The 19,403-nt window shown below is 58.7% G+C and carries 20 protein-coding genes; 13 read left to right on the top strand and 7 right to left on the bottom strand.

Annotated elements, in window-relative coordinates:
* Nucleotides 1-164 precede the first annotated feature (164 nt).
* Nucleotides 165-533 (top strand): Hpt domain-containing protein, encoded by a 369-nt coding sequence (locus tag GH784_RS10840; RefSeq protein ID WP_003512780.1) that lies wholly within the window; start codon nt 165-167, stop codon nt 531-533.
* Between the two features lie 127 nt (nt 534-660).
* Nucleotides 661-981, top strand: a complete 321-nt coding sequence (locus GH784_RS10835) for a 2Fe-2S iron-sulfur cluster-binding protein (protein WP_003512782.1) — start codon at nt 661-663, stop codon at nt 979-981.
* A 308-nt stretch (nt 982-1,289) separates the two neighbouring features.
* Here the strand turns inward: GH784_RS10835 and GH784_RS10830 are convergent, their stop codons facing one another.
* Entirely contained in the window at nt 1,290-1,916 is a 627-nt protein-coding gene (locus tag GH784_RS10830) for a DUF922 domain-containing Zn-dependent protease (protein ID WP_153793410.1), read from the bottom strand.
* Between the two features lie 179 nt (nt 1,917-2,095).
* Here GH784_RS10830 and folP point away from each other — a divergent pair, with 179 nt between their 5' ends.
* From folP to folK, 3 genes are all read left to right on the top strand, one after another.
* On the top strand, nt 2,096-2,881 hold the full coding sequence (folP, locus tag GH784_RS10825; protein WP_081308532.1) for a dihydropteroate synthase: 786 nt from the start codon (nt 2,096-2,098) through the stop codon (nt 2,879-2,881).
* 77 nt (nt 2,882-2,958) lie between these two features.
* A complete protein-coding gene (gene folB, locus GH784_RS10820) occupies nt 2,959-3,324 on the top strand; it encodes a dihydroneopterin aldolase (protein ID WP_013636000.1) in 366 nt (121 codons plus the stop codon).
* A gap of 4 nt (nt 3,325-3,328) precedes the next feature.
* Nucleotides 3,329-3,844: a 2-amino-4-hydroxy-6-hydroxymethyldihydropteridine diphosphokinase gene (gene folK, locus GH784_RS10815; RefSeq protein ID WP_083211653.1), complete on the top strand. Its 516-nt coding sequence runs from the start codon at nt 3,329-3,331 to the stop codon at nt 3,842-3,844.
* Between the two features lie 14 nt (nt 3,845-3,858).
* On the opposite strand, the gene GH784_RS10810 is transcribed toward folK, so the two are convergent.
* The 4 genes from GH784_RS10810 to GH784_RS10795 form a co-directional block, all read right to left on the bottom strand.
* Entirely contained in the window at nt 3,859-4,419 is a 561-nt protein-coding gene (locus GH784_RS10810) for a hypothetical protein (protein ID WP_003512790.1), read from the bottom strand.
* Between the two features lie 129 nt (nt 4,420-4,548).
* Nucleotides 4,549-5,628 carry a YcjF family protein gene (locus GH784_RS10805; RefSeq protein WP_065661071.1) on the bottom strand — a complete coding sequence of 360 codons (1,080 nt, stop codon included), beginning with the start codon at nt 5,626-5,628 and terminating at the stop codon, nt 4,549-4,551.
* Nucleotides 5,625-7,103 (bottom strand): YcjX family GTP-binding protein, encoded by a 1,479-nt coding sequence (locus GH784_RS10800; RefSeq protein WP_065704649.1) that lies wholly within the window; start codon nt 7,101-7,103, stop codon nt 5,625-5,627. The genes GH784_RS10805 and GH784_RS10800 overlap by 4 nt, the downstream gene beginning before the upstream one ends.
* Before the next feature lie 131 nt (nt 7,104-7,234).
* Nucleotides 7,235-7,744 (bottom strand): SixA phosphatase family protein, encoded by a 510-nt coding sequence (locus GH784_RS10795; RefSeq protein ID WP_035198195.1) that lies wholly within the window; start codon nt 7,742-7,744, stop codon nt 7,235-7,237.
* Between the two features lie 268 nt (nt 7,745-8,012).
* Here GH784_RS10795 and dksA point away from each other — a divergent pair, with 268 nt between their 5' ends.
* Complete coding sequence (gene dksA / locus GH784_RS10790) at nt 8,013-8,432, top strand: RNA polymerase-binding protein DksA (protein WP_003512796.1); 420 nt, start codon at nt 8,013-8,015, stop codon at nt 8,430-8,432.
* A 127-nt stretch (nt 8,433-8,559) separates the two neighbouring features.
* Here dksA and GH784_RS10785 read toward each other — a convergent pair whose 3' ends face one another.
* Nucleotides 8,560-9,798, bottom strand: coding sequence for a flagellar biosynthetic protein FliO (locus tag GH784_RS10785; protein WP_019565519.1), 1,239 nt, complete (start codon nt 9,796-9,798; stop codon nt 8,560-8,562).
* A gap of 232 nt (nt 9,799-10,030) precedes the next feature.
* Here GH784_RS10785 and GH784_RS10780 point away from each other — a divergent pair, with 232 nt between their 5' ends.
* From GH784_RS10780 to GH784_RS10750, 7 genes are all read left to right on the top strand, one after another.
* Complete coding sequence (locus GH784_RS10780; protein WP_065704647.1) at nt 10,031-10,318, top strand: hypothetical protein; 288 nt, start codon at nt 10,031-10,033, stop codon at nt 10,316-10,318.
* A 165-nt stretch (nt 10,319-10,483) separates the two neighbouring features.
* Entirely contained in the window at nt 10,484-13,072 is a 2,589-nt protein-coding gene (gene cckA, locus GH784_RS10775) for a cell cycle histidine kinase CckA (RefSeq protein ID WP_003512808.1), read from the top strand.
* Between the two features lie 293 nt (nt 13,073-13,365).
* Nucleotides 13,366-13,719, top strand: coding sequence for an ATP-dependent Clp protease adapter ClpS (clpS, locus tag GH784_RS10770; RefSeq protein ID WP_003512812.1), 354 nt, complete (start codon nt 13,366-13,368; stop codon nt 13,717-13,719).
* A gap of 10 nt (nt 13,720-13,729) precedes the next feature.
* Nucleotides 13,730-16,246 (top strand): ATP-dependent Clp protease ATP-binding subunit ClpA, encoded by a 2,517-nt coding sequence (clpA, locus tag GH784_RS10765; protein ID WP_065704645.1) that lies wholly within the window; start codon nt 13,730-13,732, stop codon nt 16,244-16,246.
* Between the two features lie 158 nt (nt 16,247-16,404).
* Entirely contained in the window at nt 16,405-17,163 is a 759-nt protein-coding gene (locus GH784_RS10760; protein WP_065704642.1) for an AzlC family ABC transporter permease, read from the top strand.
* Nucleotides 17,160-17,504, top strand: coding sequence for an AzlD domain-containing protein (locus GH784_RS10755; protein WP_003512818.1), 345 nt, complete (start codon nt 17,160-17,162; stop codon nt 17,502-17,504). The genes GH784_RS10760 and GH784_RS10755 overlap by 4 nt, the downstream gene beginning before the upstream one ends.
* Before the next feature lie 70 nt (nt 17,505-17,574).
* A complete protein-coding gene (locus GH784_RS10750; RefSeq protein ID WP_065704639.1) occupies nt 17,575-18,525 on the top strand; it encodes a phosphatase PAP2 family protein in 951 nt (316 codons plus the stop codon).
* On the opposite strand, the gene GH784_RS10745 is transcribed toward GH784_RS10750, so the two are convergent.
* Nucleotides 18,504-19,394 (bottom strand): LysR family transcriptional regulator, encoded by an 891-nt coding sequence (locus GH784_RS10745; RefSeq protein WP_065704636.1) that lies wholly within the window; start codon nt 19,392-19,394, stop codon nt 18,504-18,506. The genes GH784_RS10750 and GH784_RS10745 overlap by 22 nt on opposite strands.
* Nucleotides 19,395-19,403 lie beyond the last annotated feature (9 nt).

Below are 19,403 nucleotides of genomic sequence, written 5' to 3'. Positions count from 1 at the left end.
ACGCTGAACGCCTTGTTTCGCATAAGTTTAGCATAAATTAACCATAGCAGAAGATTTTCGCCCGCGTCACGCCGTAATTTAAGCTGATAGCACCGGCTTCAATGCGTAAATACGACACAGATGTGACACGAAACAGGAAACGGCGAGACAAAGGAATTTCAGATATGGCAGCCGTCAGTATTGCTTTCGAAGCTCCGGATAATTTTGGTGGTGCGCCGGCCGCCGCGACAAGACCAATCGATTTCGAACATCTCGCGCGCCAGACGATGGGCGACAAGGAACTTGAAATCGAGGTGCTGCAACTCTTCAGCCGTAACGCCCGTGCTGCTCTGCATGAAATGGCCGGCGCTGACGACAAGACCGTCAAGGCAACTGCCCATCGTCTGAAGGGGGCCGCGCAGGCGGTTGGTGCCTCCACCGTTTCCACGGCGGCGGCGGCAGTGGAGGACAAGGGCAACGATAGCGCGGCCGTAGCCAGACTTGCGGCAGCGATTGTCGAAGCGGAAAATTTCATCCTCAAGCTCTGCCGCTAAGGCGAATCCAGTCTGTTTTACAGGGCCGGTTGCGCTTGGCGCCTGCGAGAAGCGGGTTGCCAAGGCGAACCGGCCTTTCTATGTGTTTGTTTAGAACAGTTCTTAGACACCATTTTGGATCTCCGGCATGACAAAACTGACCATTGTTGCCTTTGACGGCACGCCCCATGAACTCGACGTAAGCAACGGTTCCACCGTCATGGAGAATGCCGTGCGCAACTCCATACCCGGCATCGATGCGGAATGCGGCGGCGCCTGTGCCTGTGCGACCTGTCATGTCTATGTGGATGACGCATGGGCGGAACGTGTCGGCGGACCCGAGCCGATGGAAGAGGACATGCTGGACTTCGCCTTCGAAGTACGCCCTACCTCGCGTCTTTCCTGTCAGATCAAGATGAAGGACGAGCTTGACGGCCTAGTCGTTCACGTTCCCGAACGTCAGGGCTGACGGCAAGCCGAATTATACGGCACAGAAAAAGCCCCGCTCACCTGTTAGCGGGGAGCGGGGCGAGGCGGGTACGCAGCATGCAAGCGAGGGAGGAAACACCTGCGAGCCTCAAGTGCGCACCGGGAGAACCGGAGGTGGTTTCGAACGCCGGACCCCTGCGGATCACCACCGTTAAAAACCATGTGAACAAGCTACAATGAGTCTCGTTGACCGCACCATGACGAGAAGTCACGGGTGATATCGAACATGACGTAACGTCATGTTAGCGTTGCGTTTCGCGTCCAGGGGAGTATGGGCGGAAAGGCGGCTCAGCGCCGGTTCTGGCCCTGTTCGATCCGGTTCTTCAAAAGCCGGGTCATGCGCTCGTCGAAGTTTTTGGATTCCACGATATCGAACCTCAACTGATCCTTGTCGTGCTCGTCCATGACGGTCTGGGTGATCTTGCCGACCATTGCCTGTAGCGTTTCACAGTCTTTTTGCGGACGAAGCGCCGTCAGTTGCCTTTCGAGCGAGCGGGCATGGGTGCGGGCGATTTCCGCGTGCCGTTCCTCGTGGCGCTTGATATCTGCAAGCAACGTATCCCAGATGAAGGCCAGTTCCGCCGTGGTGCGGCGGCGGTTTTTCCATTGCGGCAGGAGAATACGGGTGTTCAGCAACACCTTGGTGCTTCCAACGCTGCACATGCCGTTTTTCTCGACATAGGTGAGTTCGCCGCCGAATTTGATCTCGGTGGCTCCGGGATGGCGTGCGCCGGTGTTGCGCGTCAGCGGGCCATGCTTGGAAAGCTGCTTGTCGAGGTCAGCGGCGGTTTTACCGCTGATCGAAAAATAGGAATAGGTCTTGCTGACGATGGTTTCGGAAAAGGCCGATCCGGGCATGGAAAGGGCTAATGCGCCAGCGAAAACGGCGCAAAGAGCACGTGAAGATATGGTCATAACCCGGCCTTCCGGTTGAACTTGAAAAACGTTTGCTGCATAGGCGGAGCGGAACTTATAAGAATTGGCATAACACTCCGTTATTCCCGAAAGGCGCGTGTTACGTGATAACAGCCGGCAGCAATGTGTGGCAAGCGGCCCATGGTCGCTCCCTGAAACTTGATGGACGTGGCCGTATTATGGCCATCGTCAATGCGACGCCCGATTCCTTTTCGGATGGCGGCCGTTATCTTGCCGTTGATGCGGCTTTTTCCCATGCTCTGACATGTGTTGAGGAGGGGGCGGATATCATTGATATCGGCGGCGAATCCACCCGCCCTGGCGCGGCCGAGGTGACCGAGGGTGAGGAACAGGATCGCGTGCTGCCGGTTATCGAACGGCTCCGTCGCGAGACTGATGTTCTGATTTCCGTCGACACCTACCGCGCATCCACAGCAAGGCTGGCGATCGAGGCGGGCGCCCATATCGTCAACGATGTTTTCGGCCTGCAGAAGGACGGGAACATGGCGGGCGTGGTTGCCGCCGCGCGCGCGGGCGTCTGCATCATGCATACCGGGCGCGACAGGCAGAAGCGCGCCGATGTTATCGAGGATCAGTTCGAATTCCTCAATCGTTCGCTTGAGATGGCGGAAGCTGCGGGAATCGCCCGCGACGCCATCGTGCTCGATCCCGGTTTCGGTTTTGCCAAGGACGAGCGTGAAAATGTCGAGCTGATGGCGCGCTTTGGCGAACTTGCCGCGTTTGACCTGCCTGTTCTGGCCGGGACGTCGCGCAAGCGGTTCATCGGGTCGCTGACGGGCAGGGATGCGGCCCACGAACGCGATATCGGAACAGCAGCGACGACAGTGATCCTCAGGCTGGCGGGTGCCGCGATTTTTCGCGTGCACAATGTCGCCGTAACACGCGATGCGCTGGCAATTGCCGACGCGGTTCTTGCCAAAGCGTCGGCAAGGCCCGATGCATAGATCAATAGATGCCGGAGTGCCGCATGCCTTAAAAGAGGCCGGCTATTCCGGTATAACCCCGCCATGGAGGCGATGCGATGAGCCGCTACACCATTATTCTGAAAAACTGTTCCTTTTTCGCCCGTCATGGCCTTCTCGAGCAGGAGGAGGTGCTGGGCCAGCGCTTTTTCGTCGATGCCGAGATGGAGGTTGAAGCGGGTAACGCGCTCGAGACCGACGATATCGAAAATACCGTCGATTATGGCGTCGCCTTCGCCGTTATCGAAAAGATCGTCGTCGGCCAGCGCCGTTACCTGATCGAGGCCCTCGCGAACGATATCGCCAAGGCCCTGCGCGCGCGTTATCCGCAGATTGTCTGGCTGCGTATCACGGTTCGCAAGCCCTCTGCGCCGGTTCCCGGCATTCTCGACTATGCGCAGGTGAGTGTTGAACACCGTGCCTGACAGGATGACAGTTGCCGCACTAGGCCTTGGCGGGAATATCGGTGACCCCGCCGCTGCAATGGCCAGAGCCTTGCGCGAACTGGATGCACACGGCGATTGCCGGGTGCTGTCTGTCTCCGGGCTTTATCGCACGCCGCCCTGGGGTAAGACGGACCAGGCGGATTTTTTCAATTGCTGTGCGCTGGTCGAAACCTCGCTTTCAGCACCCGCACTGCTGCAATTGTGCCTCGATATCGAAAAGGGCATGAAACGGGTCAGAACGGAGCGCTGGGGGCCACGCACCATCGATATCGACGTGCTGACCTATGGTAATGATGTTGTCGTTACGGAAAGCATTGAAGTGCCGCATCCGCGCATGACGGAGCGTGCCTTCGTGCTGATGCCGCTAGCCGATATCGCACCCGATCTCGATGTCCGGGGCAAGCCCGTGCGGGAATGGCTGCGGCAGGCGGATAAAACCGGCATCATCAGCGCAAACGAAAAACGGGAGTGGTGGACACTCCCGCTTGGCGATGGCTGAAGAAGTCGCGGGTTTTACGGCTTGATCGAACCGACGGCGATCTGGTCGATGTCGCGCGCGAGTGTGACGCCGATAACCGGGATCATCTGGTCGGCGACCTTGACGGAAATGGTGATGTTCATCGAATTATCGTTCGAGACGCGGGCGACCATGGCACCGTTGAGCTTGGCGCGATTGATGCCCACAACGACCTTGTCGCCGCTGACCTGCCCGGAAATGATGTCCAGTCCCTTGCCTTCGGCGCCGTCTAGGAACTTGCCCTCGTAAGAGCCGCCCTTTTGGCTGATGACCGCGGACATGGGCTGGCTGAAGACGCCGACGCGGCAGGTGCCGGCGAGCTTGATGCCCGTCTGCTTGTCGTCGAGCGGTTCGCCCGTCAGGTCGCAGGTGAACTTGGTACCCTTGTACTTGCCGGCGACGATTTCGCCCGGACCTTTCCAGCTTCCCGCAACGGAACGGAAAAACACGTCGTCGCGATCGCGCGATGCGGCATGGACGTCAGACAGGCCGAAGCTGCCGCTGACGGACAATATGGCGGCAAGTCCGCCCACAAGCGAAAAGAAGCGCGAATACATGATACTTTCCCCGGCGAAGAAGCCTGTTCGATAATCGGCAATCTACCGGCGGAATGGTTAATGCTTGGTTTATTTCGGCTTTATTTACAGCTTTGTCCGTAACCTTTTGAGCCGTACAAGTCCGGCTGATCAGGCTTTTTGACCGGTTTTTCCGCCACCAAGATCGGGCGTGAGGTCAGACATGAAATCACCTATGCCGGGTCGCTTTACCGCCTTGAAGGGTAGCGGGCGGCACAGATCCATCGCCGCAATGCCGATTCGCGCCGTCATCAGACCGTTGATGACACCTTCACCCAGGCGTGCAGAGAGTTTTGAGGCAAGCCCGTGACCGAGAACCTGCTGGGCAAGCCCATCACCGACGGCGATCGAACCTGTGACCGCGAGATGAGCGACGACGTCACGCAAAAGCCTCAGCATGCCGAGCGTGCCCGGCCGGCCGCCGTAAAGTTCCGCCATGGCGCGCACCAGCCTTGTCACCTCGAACAGCACATAGGCGAGATCGACCACGGCGCGTGGGCTGACGGCGGTAACGACGGAGACGCGTTTGGAGGAGTTGAGGATCAGCGCGCGAGCCTGCCGGTCGAGCGGCACCAGCAATTCGCGTTCGGCAAGCTCGATCAGATGCGGCCCGTCGATCACGTCGTTTTCGGTGTCCTTGAGTGCGGCGCGCCCCTTGGCAGTTTCCGCGCGGTGGGAGAGAACTGCATTGAGGCGGGTAACGATGGCGCGGGCGGGTTTCGAGCTCTTGTCGAGGCTGGCTGTCTCCGCATCGGCTTTCAGCGATTGAACGGCGTTGAGCCTCATGATGCCGAACACTTCTCGTCCGACCAGAACGAGGACGGCAAAAAGCGCAACAAGGAGCGCAATGCTCGCCGTGTAACCCAGCCAGTCGGAGCGGGAAAAGAGATTGCGGATAAGCTGATCCGCCCAGAGCCCGAAGGCCAGCGAGAACAGCACGCCGAGTGCACCAAGCGCGAGCTTGCCGAAGGAGAAGCGGCCTTTCTTTGGCACGGCCACCGGCAATGCGGCGGCATCCGTCTCTTCAGGTGCTAAAAATGGATCATCCTCATCGGGCGTGAGGGAAATCTCGGTGTCGAAGCTGCGCGGTGCGCGTTTTTGCGCGACGGTTGGCCGTGCCGTTTCTTCGGTTTCGAGCGTGAAAGCCGCCGGGCGGCGTGCCTGCGGATCGTTTGGTGTGGGAGCCTTCATGCGAGCTTGTCTCCAAACAGGAACTGCATGGCGCGGTCGAGCCTTATGTGGGGAACGGAAAGCCGGATGCCGCCGCTGCCCGGTTCATCGATATTGGGCGGGCGGAAACGCACGACATTGACGTCCGGCAACGTCGCCTTGTCGCCATCCCTGTCGATGCTGCGGAAAAACGGCTCCGGGTCTTCGGGCAGGTCGCCGGGAAAGATCGCCGTCTTACGGTTGCCGTCAAATATCTCGCCGTTGATGGTTTCACCCGCCATCGGCGTGCCGACGATGACCGGAAGCTCGTGACCGTCCTGTCTCACGCTTGCTTCCCGCGTAGCGCGCACGGAAGCCAGCGCCATGACCTCGATGCCGGCGCCATTCATGCCGATGGTGGTAATGGCGCGGTCCACCAGACGGCGGGTTAGCCGTTCCAGCCGGTCGTGGCTTTCATGATGCAGGTGGTCGGCCTTGGTAGCGGCAATCAACACCTTGTCGATACGCCGGCCCAGCAGTGATGACAAAAGACTGTTGGTGCCAGGGCGGAAACAGGCGAGAACATCGCCCAGCGCCCGTTCCAGATCCTGCACCGCCTCGGGGCCGCGATTGACCGCCTGAAGAGTGTCGATCAGCACGATCTGCCGGTCGAGGCGGGCGAAATGTTCGCGGAAGAAGGGTTTCACCACGATTGCCTTGTAGGCGTCGTAGCGCCGCTCCATCATGGCGCGCAGCGACCCCTTTGGTGCCTTGTCGTCTGTCAGGCCCGGCAGGGGCGCAAAGGTCAGCGCCGGTGATCCTTCGAGATCCCCCGGCATCAGCAGACGGCCCGGCGGCAAGGTGGAGAGCGACCGCTCATCGGATTTGCAGGCCTTCAGATAGGCGGCGAAGCTTTCCGCGAGGCGTCGCGCCGTCATCTCGTCGGCGGGCGCATTGATGTCGAGCGAGGAGGCTATTGCCAACCATTCCTGCGCGAGTTCGGCGCGGATGCCATTTTGCGCCAGCGCGACGGTACTGTCGCTGAAGCTCTTGTAGTCCTGCGAAAGCAGCGGCAGGTCGAGCAGCCATTCGCCGGGATAATCGACGATATCGATGGAGAGCTTGCCCGCGGAAAACCAACGGCCCCAACCGCTTGCGCTCTGGTAGTCGAGCGTGATCCGCAGTTCAGAGATTGCCCGTGTCGAATCCGGCCAGAGCCTGTCGCGTACCAGAGCCTGAATATGATCCTCATACTGAAACCGGGGAATGGCATCGTCCGGTTGCGGCTCCAGACGCACATTCGAGACGCGCCCGGAACGCATGGCCTCAAACAGCGGCAGACGACCGCCATTCAGAAGATTGTGGACGAGCGAGGAGATGAAAACCGTCTTGCCCGCCCGCGAAAGACCGGTGACGCCAAGCCGCAATGTCGGATTTGTAAGGGTGCTCGCACGGTCGGCCAGATTGTCGAATGCGATGAGCGCACTGTCTGTCAGGGACGTAAGAGAAGGCGGCAATGGCAGTTTCCCAGCTATTTTTCACGGTCACAGCTGCAATATAGGAAGGGGCGGTTGCCCAAAAAAGAAGCGCGCCAATGGATTTTCAACGAGTCCGGCGTCGGCAACGCATTGGTCACACGCTGCTGCGGCTATTTGCCGGGCGAGAGAAAATCGACCAGCCGCCAGCGATTTTTACCATTCCCGGCACTGTCGTCGTGATCGAGAACCGCAAGACCGGATGTCGGAAAACCGGAGGGCAGGGCGGCATGCAGCAGGTCCTCGCCAATCATCGCCTCCAGCGTCGCCTCCATTGTGGGGTTGTGCCCGACCAGCATCACGGACTGTGCGTCCGTTTGCGCGGCGATGAGAGAAAGATAGGTTTCGCTGCGCGCATTGTACATTTCGTCGATATAGACGATGTCGATGCCCTCGTTGAAGGCCCGCTGCCAGGCCTGCGTGGTCTGCCGGCAGCGCGTGGCCGTGGAAGACAAGAGCACGTCCGGGCGGTAGCGCCGGTCTGCGGCAAGGTCGGCGATGATCTCCGCCTCGGCAAAACCGGCCTCGTTCAATCCCCGGTCGAAATCGCGTTCTCCCGGTGCCGCCCAGGCGGCCTTGGCGTGGCGCAAAAGATACACTCGGCTCGGAGAAGATGCTGTCAAGGGCGGGGACCGACGTTCGATTGGGAGGCAATGGAGGAATGCTACAGGATAGGGTTGCATGACCGCAAGTCCTCTTTCCTGTTGGTAAGTCGCGTTTAAGTGATTTAAGAAGAGATCGCTTGAATACGAATAAAGGATAAAAATTAGTCATTTAGATGATTTTTGTGTCAGTTTTAAAAATGCCTGAAAACTGATCTGTAGACTTGAATCAGCCTATATCATTGGAGTATACACCGCCGCATTGAGATGTTCTTCGAGGAGAATCGCGTTGAGTGAGAAGATCGATCTTAGCAAATATGTGCTCTCGGAAGACGACGAGTTCATGAATGCAAACCAGCGTGCCTACTTCCGCGCGAAGCTGGTGGCCTGGAGAAACGACATCCTGAGAGAAGCGCGCGAGACCCTCGGACATCTCGCCGAAGAAAGCGCCAACCATCCCGACCTAGCCGATCGGGCATCTTCGGAAACTGACCGGGCGATCGAACTTCGCGCCCGTGACCGCCAGCGCAAGTTGATCTCCAAGATCGACTCTGCCCTTCAGCGGATTGATGACGGCACTTACGGTTACTGTGAAGAAACGGGTGAGCCTATTGGCCTCAAGCGCCTCGACGCACGACCGATAGCGACCCTGTCCATCGAGGCGCAGGAACGTCACGAGCGTCGTGAAAAAGTCTACCGCGACGAATAAAGCCAGCGTTGTTCCGGGCGCTTCGGCGAGCCGGCCAATGAACAAAACCAAAATGACAAAGGGCACGGATTTGTTTCCGCGCCCTTTTTTTGTTTTGAATGTCTGTCTGCCGACAGATGTGAACCTGTCAGCGGTCGCGGGTAACGGAAAGTTCGCCGAAAATACGCGCCATTTCCTTCTGCATGTCGCCATCCGGCGTTGCACCGGTAACAGGCGGCGAGACGGGTTCGGTTTTTGGCTTTTCCGCAGCAGCGGCGACTGCCTGTTCGCTATCCGCATCCTTGCTCTTGGCGATCTCCGCCTCAAGAAAGCTTTCGAAATCGCTGGCAAGGTCATCGGAAAATTTCGGCTCGGCATTAGCGGAGACGACGGGCGGATTTTCGGGCTTTGGCGCAAAGGGCGCAGGCGCATCTTGCCCTGGTTTCAGGCCGGGTAGAACGCGCTCGCGCGCGGCATCCAGAAAATCTGCGGCATTCGTTTGGTCGATGACCGGTTCGCGCGCGGCAAAAACCGGCGGCGCAACGACCGTCGGCCGTTCTTCAGGAACCGTTGCCTGGACAGGCGGTGCGGGCGGCGCCGAGGGTAGAGGAGCCGGCGCGAAGGGATCAGGGCGACGCTGTTCCGGTCGCTCGGCGGGCATGTCGAGTGATGCGGCGGCGAGAGGCAGAACAGCGGCGGCCGGTGCCGCAATGACCGATGCCGGTGGTGGCGCAGGACGGGTAATATCCCTTTCCGGAGCGGCTGGTCTTATCGGTGCAACGGGCTCGCGTGCCGTCGTGGGCGTGGATACGGGTTGCGGCGGCGTAGACGGACGTGGTGGCAGCGATGCGGCCGGTGCAGGGGTGGGTGCTGCACGAGCAGCCGGGGCAGGCGGTTCCGGCCGCTGCGGCTGCTTTACGGGTTCTTCCGGCAAGGAGGCTGGAGATGCCGCTGCGATTGGCTGCTGTGGCAAAGCTGGGCGGCTTTCGCGAGGGATCGGCGGTTCAGCCCTTTTAGGTTCGCTGTCCTGACGCGGCAGCGCCTTGAGTTCCGCTTCCTGCGGTTCGCGCACTTCCCTGACGATTGGGATCGCGCCGATACCACTCTCGATGACGATATCGGTTGGACCTCCAATCATGACAAGATGCTCGACATTGTCGCGGCGCACCAGCACCAGACGGCGCCGGGCGTCCACCGCCGTCGCATCGAGAACCTGCAAGCGCGGCTGCCGGTTGCGACCGCCACGGATAAACGGGGCCGCCCCGCCGCGCCTGCGCAGTATCCAGAGAACAATTGCCAGAACAAGCAGGGCGAGACCGACACCGACGACGGCGACGATGAGATTGTTTCCATAGGTGCCGATAAAATCTTCCATCATGGAGATCATCCCTTCAGATTTTTTCGTGCAATTAATATTGCCGTGGTTCTTATAATGTGAACGTCAAGCAGGAAAAGACGATTTTTTAAAGCGTGATACAAGGTTTATTCATTTCGTCCCCAGGATCGCTTCATAGGATCGTCTCGTCAGCCGGCCGTGCGCCTCCAAAGCGCCATATCTTTCCCTTCAATGCCGGGGAGCAATGAAGGTTGCAATTCTCTCTTCGAAGGAGCGATTGTAAATGCTTGCGAAATTGCTGGTTGACGGGTTTCCGGTAAGAGTTTTCATTTTTGGTGTTTTATTTGGATTGCCGGGATTTGTTTTTCCCGCTCAGGCCGCGACGGCGGATGACAAGGCGTCCGAAAATCCTGCGAACATGATTGAGTTCGTAAGAGACAATCCATCCTGTATCGATTTCACGGATGGATGCTCGGTTTGCACGGTTGCGGATGGCAATATCGTCTGCTCCGCGCCGCGCATTCAATGCCAGGTTAAAGCGCTGACCTGCAGCCGCAAAATAGGCTTCTGAGGCATTTGCGCCTCTTTAGGGCCGTTTCTCTGTGCGATTTTAAGCCTTTGTGGTGCAGCGGAGCTTTTTGACGGTCAAGCGAGTTGCTACAAGAAATTCTACTGCCCGATTCCGTTGAGGAAATAGGGCTGACCGAATGACGACCTGCAGGACTGCGAGGCCAAGATGACACGGGTGCGCGAGACAAGCGACAACGACCTTCCGCTGGTGGACAGGCGTGCCCGTTCCGGCACGGTTTTGCGGATTCTGCTGCTGGCGCTGGTGCTCATCGCTGCCGCTGCTGCTTTCGTCTATTTCAAGGATTCGCTGGAAAACGAAATCGTGCTCGGCATTCTCGGCGTGCTGGCGATGATGGGTATCTTTTTTCTGGTGTCGTCGATCATCGGTTTCATCGAGGTCATGCCGCAGTCGCAATCGGACGGGCTGGCCCGCCGTTTCCTGTCGGCACACCCGGACGGCACACTGATTACCGATGCCAAGGGGCATATGGTCTACGCCAACGCCACCTATTGCCGGATGAGCGGCACCACGAAGGCGAGCGATATCCAGAGCCTGGAGACGCTGCTCTCGCGCAGCCGGGAATCGACCGAGGCGCTCTATCGCCTCATCAATGTTTTGCGGGAGGGGCGTGACGGTTACGAGGAGTTCCGTCTGCTCAAGCCGCTCGGGGAGGCCACTTCCGGCGGGCCGCACTGGTACCGGCTGAAAGGTCGGGTGCTGAAGGATGCGGGCGGCGAGGCGCTGCACGTCTTCCAGATCGCCGACATCACGCCTGAGCGGGAAGATCAGGAACGCTTCTTCCGCGAATTGCAGAACGCCATCGATTATCTCGACCATGCGCCGGCCGGTTTCTTTTCCGCAGGTCGCAAGGGTGAGATCGTTTATCTGAACGCCACCCTGTCCGAATGGCTCGGCATCGATCTCGCGCAATTTTCGCCCGGTTCGATGACTGTGTCGGACATCGTCGCCGGCGAGGGTATGGCGCTGATCGAATCCGTCCATCCGCAGGGTTCAGCCAAGCGCACCGAGATTCTCGATCTCGACATGCGCCGGGTCAACGGCCAGAGCATGCCGGCCCGCCTCGTGCATCAGGTTACCTCGAAGGACGGCGCGCCCGGCGAAAGCCGGACAATTGTTCTGATGCGTCCGAAAGGGCAGGAGGATACGGAATCCTCGTCCGCCATGCGCTTCACGCGTTTCTTCAACAATACGCCGATGGCCATTGCCTCGCTCGACGGCGAAGGCCGCATTCTTCGTATCAACGCGCCATTCCTCAAGCTGTTCTCCGGCGTCGTCGGGCGTGACGATATCGATCGCGGCGTTGCCCTCGAAGCCATCATCCACGACAATGAGAAACCCAGGCTTGAGCAGGCGCTGGCCGAGGCGAAAGACCGGCAGGGCGATATCGCCCCGTTCGATTCCCGCCATCCGAGCGACGAGGGCCGCCATTTCCGTTTCTACGTCAATGCCGTCATCGATCAGGACGACGAGGCGCCCGAAGAGGTTGCAATCGTTTATGCGATCGAGGTGACGGAGCAGAAGGCGCTCGAAACCCAGATGGCGCAGACGCAGAAGATGAACGCCGTCGGCACGCTGGCAGGCGGCATCGCCCACGATTTCAACAATGTGCTGACTGCGATCCTGTTGTCATCAGACCATCTGCTGTTGCAGGCCCGGCCCGCAGACCCGAGCTTCGCCGACCTGATGGAGATCAAGCGCAACGCCAACCGCGCGGCGGTGCTGGTGCGACAGCTTCTCGCTTTCTCGCGCAAACAGACGATGCGCCCGGCGATCCTCAACCTGACCGACGTTATCGGCGACCTGCGCATGCTGGTAGACCGGTTGATTTCCGGCACCAATGTCAAGTTGGAAGTGGATTACGGCCGCGATCTCTGGCCGGTGAAGACCGACCTGTCGCAATTTGAGCAGGTGCTGATCAATCTTTGCGTCAACGCGCGCGATGCCATGCCCGATGGCGGCAAGATCACCATCCGCACGCGCAATGTGGATGCGGATGAAGCCGCAGCGCTCGGTCGGCCGGAAGTCCCGGCGGAAGACATGGTTATGGTGGAGGTCGCCGATAACGGAACCGGCATTCCCCCGGAGATCATGGACAAGATCTTCGAGCCTTTCTTCACCACCAAGGATGTCGGCAAGGGCACCGGTCTCGGCCTGTCGATGGTCTATGGCATCGTGAAGCAGTCCGGCGGTTACATCTATCCCGAATCGGAAGTGGGCAAAGGCACTGCGTTCCGCATCTATTTGCCGCGCCACGTGGTGGAAGTGGTGCACGTTCCGGGCCAGCAGCCCGGTGAAGCGGCACTCGCCCCTGTGGCTCTGCCCGAACCGGTGAAGGAAGAGCCGCTGGATCTGACCGGCAACTCCGCCGTCGTCCTTCTGGTGGAGGACGAGGAAGCAGTGCGGCGCGGCGGCAAACGCATGCTGGAAACCCGTGGTTACACCGTTCATGAGGCGGGTTCGGGTGTCGAGGCGCTGGAGGTGATGGAAGAGCTGGAAGGCAAGGTCGATATCGTCGTGTCGGACGTCGTTATGCCCGAGATGGACGGTCCTTCACTCCTGAGGGAATTGCGCAAATCCTATCCCGACCTGAAATTCATCTTCGTTTCTGGTTATGCCGAGGACGCGTTTGCGAAAAACCTTCCGGCGGATGCCAAGTTCGGCTTCCTGCCAAAACCCTTCTCGCTGAAACAGTTGGCGATCGCCGTTCGCGAAATGCTCGACAACAAGGAATGACGGCGGATGGCGCGGGCGTGAGATTAGGTCCGCTGTTGCTCGCGATTCCCTTGCAGGCGCTTCGCGTCAAGGCTCAAACCACGTCAGGAAAGGCGGATAGCACCGCGCTTTCCCGCAGTGCTATCGCAAGCCCCCTGTTTTTCCCAAGGTTTGCCTCTTCGCAAACGCAATAGTGATTGCACCGTTTCACAGGGGGCTTAAAATCCGATCTTAACGACCTAGATATGTAGAGGCGAAGTTCTCCCTCCTGGTGATGACTGCCGGTTTGAGAACGGTTTGGAGAATGATGAAAGATGATCGCTGAGCCGATCTACATGCAGGGCGAGGGCGACGGGGAAGACGGCGGTACGAACCGCGGAACGTCCGTTATAACCCGCGTCAAGCCAAAGACGAAAAGACCGAATTTGTACCGTGTTCTTTTACTGAATGACGATTACACTCCAATGGAGTTCGTCATTCATATTCTGGAGCGTTTTTTCCAGAAGGATCGCGAAGCGGCGACCCGCATCATGCTGCACGTGCACCAGCACGGCGTAGGAGAATGTGGGGTGTTTACATATGAGGTCGCAGAGACGAAAGTAAGCCAGGTCATGGATTTCGCCCGACAGCACCAGCATCCGCTGCAATGCGTCATGGAAAAGAAATGAGGATCGCAACGTGCCAACTTTTTCCCCAAGTCTCGAGAAGGCGCTGCACCAGGCACTGACCTTTGCAAATGAGCGTCACCACGAATATGCGACGCTGGAACATCTCCTTCTGGCGCTGATCGACGACGCGGATGCCGCTGCCGTGATGGGCGCCTGTAATGTCGATCTCGATGCGCTTCGCAAGACTGTCAGCGATTACGTCGACAACGAACTGACCAACCTCGTGACCGGTTATGACGAGGATTCCAAGCCCACATCCGGCTTCCAGCGGGTTATCCAGCGGGCTGTCATTCATGTTCAGTCGTCCGGCCGCGAGGAAGTGACCGGAGCGAACGTGCTTGTGGCCATTTTCGCCGAGCGCGAAAGCCACGCTGCCTATTTCCTGCAGGAGCAGGAAATGACCCGTTACGATGCGGTCAATTATATCTCCCACGGCATCGGCAAGCGTCCGGGCACGTCGCAGACCCGCGCTCCGCGTGGCGCAGACGAGCCGGAAGCAGACCCCAAGGCTGCACGCAGCAATCCCGAGGAAGAAGGCTCATCCGCCAAGAAACAGCAGGATGCGCTGAAGGCCTATTGCGTCAACCTCAATGAAAAGGCGAAAAACGGCAAGATCGACCCGTTGATCGGCCGTCATGAGGAAGTCAACCGCACCATCCAGATCCTCTGCCGCCGCTCCAAGAACAACCCGCTGTATGTGGGCGATCCGGGCGTGGGCAAGACGGCGATCGCCGAAGGTTTGGCCAAGCGTATCGTTGAAGGCAAGGTGCCTGAAGCGCTGGCCAATGACACGATCTTCTCGCTCGACATGGGCACGCTTCTGGCCGGAACCCGCTATCGTGGTGATTTTGAGGAACGCCTGAAGCAGGTCGTCAAGGAGCTCGAGGAATATCCCGGCGCAGTCCTGTTTATCGACGAAATCCACACCGTCATCGGTGCGGGTGCGACGTCTGGCGGCGCAATGGATGCATCGAACCTGTTGAAGCCGGCGCTGTCGTCAGGCGCGATCCGCTGCATCGGTTCAACCACCTACAAGGAATATCGCCAGTTCTTCGAGAAGGACCGCGCGCTGGTGCGTCGCTTCCAGAAAATCGACGTCAACGAGCCGTCGATCGATGATGCTATCGCGATCATGAAAGGCCTGAAGCCTTACTTCGAGGATTATCATCACCTCAGATATTCCAACGAAGCGATCAAGGCTGCGGTCGAATTGTCGGCCCGCTACATTTCCGACCGTAAGCTGCCGGACAAGGCGATCGACGTAATCGACGAGACCGGTGCGGCGCAGATGTTGCTGCCGGCGTCCAAGCGCCGCAAGCTGATCACGGAACGGGAAATCGAAGCAACCATCGCGACGATGGCCCGCATTCCCCCGAAGACCGTTTCCAAGGATGACGAGATGGTTCTCGCCAACCTCGAAAAGGAACTGCGCTCGGTCGTTTATGGTCAGGACATCGCCATCGAGGCGCTGGCCACCGCCATCAAGCTGGCACGCGCCGGTCTGCGCGAACCGAACAAGCCGATCGGCTCATATGTCTTCTCCGGCCCGACAGGCGTGGGCAAGACCGAAGTGGCCAAGCAGCTCGCCGCCTCACTCGGTGTCGAGATGCTGCGGTTCGACATGTCGGAATATATGGAGCGCCATACCGTTTCGCGTCTGCTCGGTGCACCTCCCGGTTATGTCGGCTTCGATCAGGGCGGTCTCTTGACCGATGGCGTCGATCAGCATCCGCATTCCGTGGTGTTGCTGGACGAGATCGAGAAGGCCCATCCGGACATCTACAACATCCTGTTGCAGGTGATGGACCATGGCTCGCTGACCGACCATAACGGCAAGAAGATCGACTTCCGCAACGTCATTCTCATCATGACGACCAATGCGGGTGCTTCCGAAATGGCGAAATCGGCCATCGGTTTCGGTTCTTCGCGACGCACGGGCGAGGATGAAGAGGCGATCAATCGCCTGTTCACACCGGAATTCCGCAACCGTCTGGATGCGATCATTCCGTTCTCGCCGCTGCCGACTGCCGTTATCCACAAGGTGGTACAGAAGTTCGTCATGCAGCTCGAGACCCAGCTCTCCGAGCGGAATGTCACCTTCGATCTGCACGAAGACGCGATCTCCTGGCTGGCGGAAAAGGGTTACGACGAAAAGATGGGCGCTCGCCCGCTGTCGCGCGTGATCCAGGAGCACATCAAGAAGCCGCTCGCCAACGAAATCCTCTTTGGCAAGCTCAAGAAGGGCGGTGTCGTCAGCGTCACCGTCGGCAAGAAGGACGATGGTTCCGACGGCCTCAAGCTCGAGGTTCTGCCGGAAACAGCGCCGGTAAAGCCGAAGCCGGAAGCAGAGCTCAATGCTGCCAAGTCTCCGGGCAAGGCGTCTAAGACCAAGGCGAAGCCCGCCTCGAAGGCAGCGATTGCCAATGAGGAAGCGGATGTTCTGGTTGCCGAGGCGAGCAAGCCCGACGAGGATAGCAAGCCGCGCCGCAAGGCGAATACGGTGCCGAAGGTGCCGAAGAAGAAATGATAACGGTCTTCCGACCGACAAACGGTGCCGGGCGAAAGCCCGGCATTTTCATGCCTGAAGTGCCTCGCATTTTACCGGATTCGTGAAACGCGCTTTATTTTTCTCGTCATTCCGAAACCGCTGCGCACTTTCGGACGACATGCATTAGTGGACCAGCAATGCGATCAGCAGACAGCGATACCATCCCCCTGCGCGGCTGGTTTTTGAGGGGAATGCGGGGCATATTCTCGCTGCCCTCGCTTATTCTCATGACATCCTTCGTCGGTTTCAGCGCCTTCGCGCTGGAATCGGGCGTTCAACGTGGGGAAGCGGTGTTTATGACGCTGGTTATCTGGGCTTTGCCGGCCAAGATGATCCTGATCGGCTCGATGGTCGGCGGCGCCAATCTTGCCGCGTGTTTTCTGGCGGTGACGCTGTCATCGGTGCGAATGATGCCCATGGTTGCCTCCATCGTTCCGGAGATGCGTGGCGCAAAAACGCCGACATGGATTTTGTTGTTCCTCTCCCACTTCGTGGCGATCACCGCCTGGGTCTTCGCCACGCAAAACCTTTCCAAAATACCGCGCGAAGCACGGGCTGCGTGGTTTGCCGGTTTCGGCATTACCCTTACCGTCGTCAACGCTATCATTGTCGGCCTTTGTTACGGCGTCGTCGCGGCTTTTCCACCCCTTGTCGCAGGCGTGCTGTTTTTTCTGACGCCTGTCTATTTCATAGCGTCGATCTGGGCGACCGCCCGCCATTCCGTCGTCAAGGTCGCCTTCATCATCGGTGTGATCGCGGGGCCGGTCTTTGCGGTAATCGCGCCGGAATTCGACATTCTCTATGCCGGGATCGGTGGCGGGACGGTGGCTTATCTGATCGACCGTTTCGTCTTTCGTCGAAAGATCATTCCCGTCTCACCGGAGAGCGAACCATGATGACCGAACAGTGGTGGGCGCCCTACCTCTTCATCGCCATTGCCGGCTGGCTGGCGACCGATCTCTGGCGCTGGCTCGGCGTGCTCGCCGGCAACCGGCTGAAGGAGGATTCCGAGGCGCTATACTGGGTGAGGGCAGTCGCCACCGCGCTCGTGATGGCCGTCACCGCCAAGCTGATCGTCTTTCCAACCGGAACGCTTGAAGCTTCACCGCTATGGCTACGCATCGGCGCGGCAGCACTCGGTTTCACAGCGTTCCTGGCGGCCGGCCAACGCGTCATTGTCGGCGTAGCCGTGCCTATCGCACTTTTGGCAGCCGGGTTATTTGTGCTTGGCTTTTAGTACTCGTCTTATCCGAATATTAAGCGCTCTACTCTAGTTTACTGCTGGCTTGAACCGGGGCGTCAATTCAATGCGACTATTTGCGGCAGAACGTTTTGTACTTGGCTTTGTCGCCATCTTGTTCTTAACAGATACAGTATTGATCTTTGCCAAAGATATTCATGTCGATTACGCCGGATATTTTTTATGCGGACTCGCGGGTGCCGGCATTTTTATCCTCGGTCAGTTCTATCGCACAAGCGGCCGCGATCTGCGCATAGCCGCCGCTCTGATTTCTGGTGGACTGTTCATTCTGTTTACGCTTGTCGCGTCCGTCTTTAATTACATGTTTCTGCCCGTCTCTTTCCCGGCAATCGATCACTTGCTTTTCCGCGTGGACGCGGCCTTCGGTTATAGCTGGACAGGCATTGTCATATGGGCTGCAACATACCCATGGATCGGAAAAATCCTGTTTTTGGTCTACGCGACGTCGTTGCCACAGCTTTTGGCAATAATCATAATTCTGGGCTTTACCGGCAAGGACCGGATGCTGCACCAGTTTCTGGTAACAGGGGTGCTTGGGGCCTTTGCGAGCATCATCTTCTGGATTTTTTTTCCAACCTACGGAGCCGCAGCATATAACGAACTCCCACAATGGGTTTCGGAAACCATTCCCATCGCACTTGATCCTGCGTACGGTCGTGAGACCATAAGGCTGGGTCAGGAGGGAGTAGCGTATATATCTCCGCGAAACGTTCTAGGTTTAATCAGTTTCCCATCGTTCCACACCTTCATGGCGGCGATGTCCGTCTGGTTTGTTCCGCGTCACTGGTTGGTGATGGCGGTAATCTTACCGATCAATCTCTTGATGTTGCCCGCCGTTCTCGTTCAGGGCGGTCATCATCTGTCTGATGTTTTCGGCGGTCTCGTCGCGTTTGCAATCGTCTGTGCAGCCTCAGCCTGGCTGCTCAAGTGGCTTTCGGTAAGGGAAAGAAACGAAGAGAAGGCTCGCGCTTCGACTCAAGTCATCGCGGCGGAGTAATCGCCCCGGTTTCCGCTCTCGCGCGCCTCATCGACAAGCCAGTCCGACAGGAGCCGGGCTGATGCGGTCATCTCTTCTGCTTCAATCAACCAGTAATATTTGTCCGCATCGGCCGCCCGATCGAAAAGCACGGTCAATTGACCGTCGGCGATTTCGTCGCGAAGAAGCGCTGTTGGGCAAAGGCCGATGCCGTGTCCCGCCTTGAGAGCGGTCACGAGCAGATTGAAGTCCGCAAAGATTGGGCCCGTGCCCTGGAACAGGGATAGGCCAGCAGTCGCCAGCCAGTCCCGCCATGCCGTCTCGGTGGCGTCATGCAGCAATTCGGCCCGCAGCAGGCTTGAGACATCGTTGAAGGGACCGGACTTCGTGGCGTAAGCGGGTGCGCATGTCGGGCGCGTCTCGGCACTGAAAAGCGCCACGGCTTTTTGCGCAGGGCGTGGGCCGTGGGTGATGCTGAGATCGGGCTGCGTGGTCTCATTCCTGCCGGAATAGCTGATTGACACCTGTATGTCTGGATAGAGCGCGCGGAAACGGGGCAGGCGGGGTGTCAGAAAATGCGCAACCACTGAAGGCAGGCTGGCCAGACTAACGGTGATGCGGTTTCGGCCCCGGCTGATCCGTTCCGCACCGGAAGCGATCTGCCCCAAGCCGGACGAAACCGTCATGCCGAATTCCTGACCCGCCGGCGTCAGTCTCACGCCTCTTGCATGGCGCTCGAAAAGCGGCGCGCCGAGCCATGTTTCCAGATTGCGCACATGCTGGCTTACGGCCGTCGCCGTCATGCCGAGTTCCTGCGCGGCCAGGGAAAAACTTGTCCTTCTGGCCGCAGCTTCAAACGCGCGGAGGGTGGCGAGCGGTGGCAGTTTCATGATGCTGCG

It is taken from the genome of Agrobacterium tumefaciens, assembly GCF_009649785.1.
Lineage (GTDB): Bacteria > Pseudomonadota > Alphaproteobacteria > Rhizobiales > Rhizobiaceae > Agrobacterium > Agrobacterium tumefaciens.
This window is presented reverse-complemented; position numbering and strand designations above follow the sequence as displayed.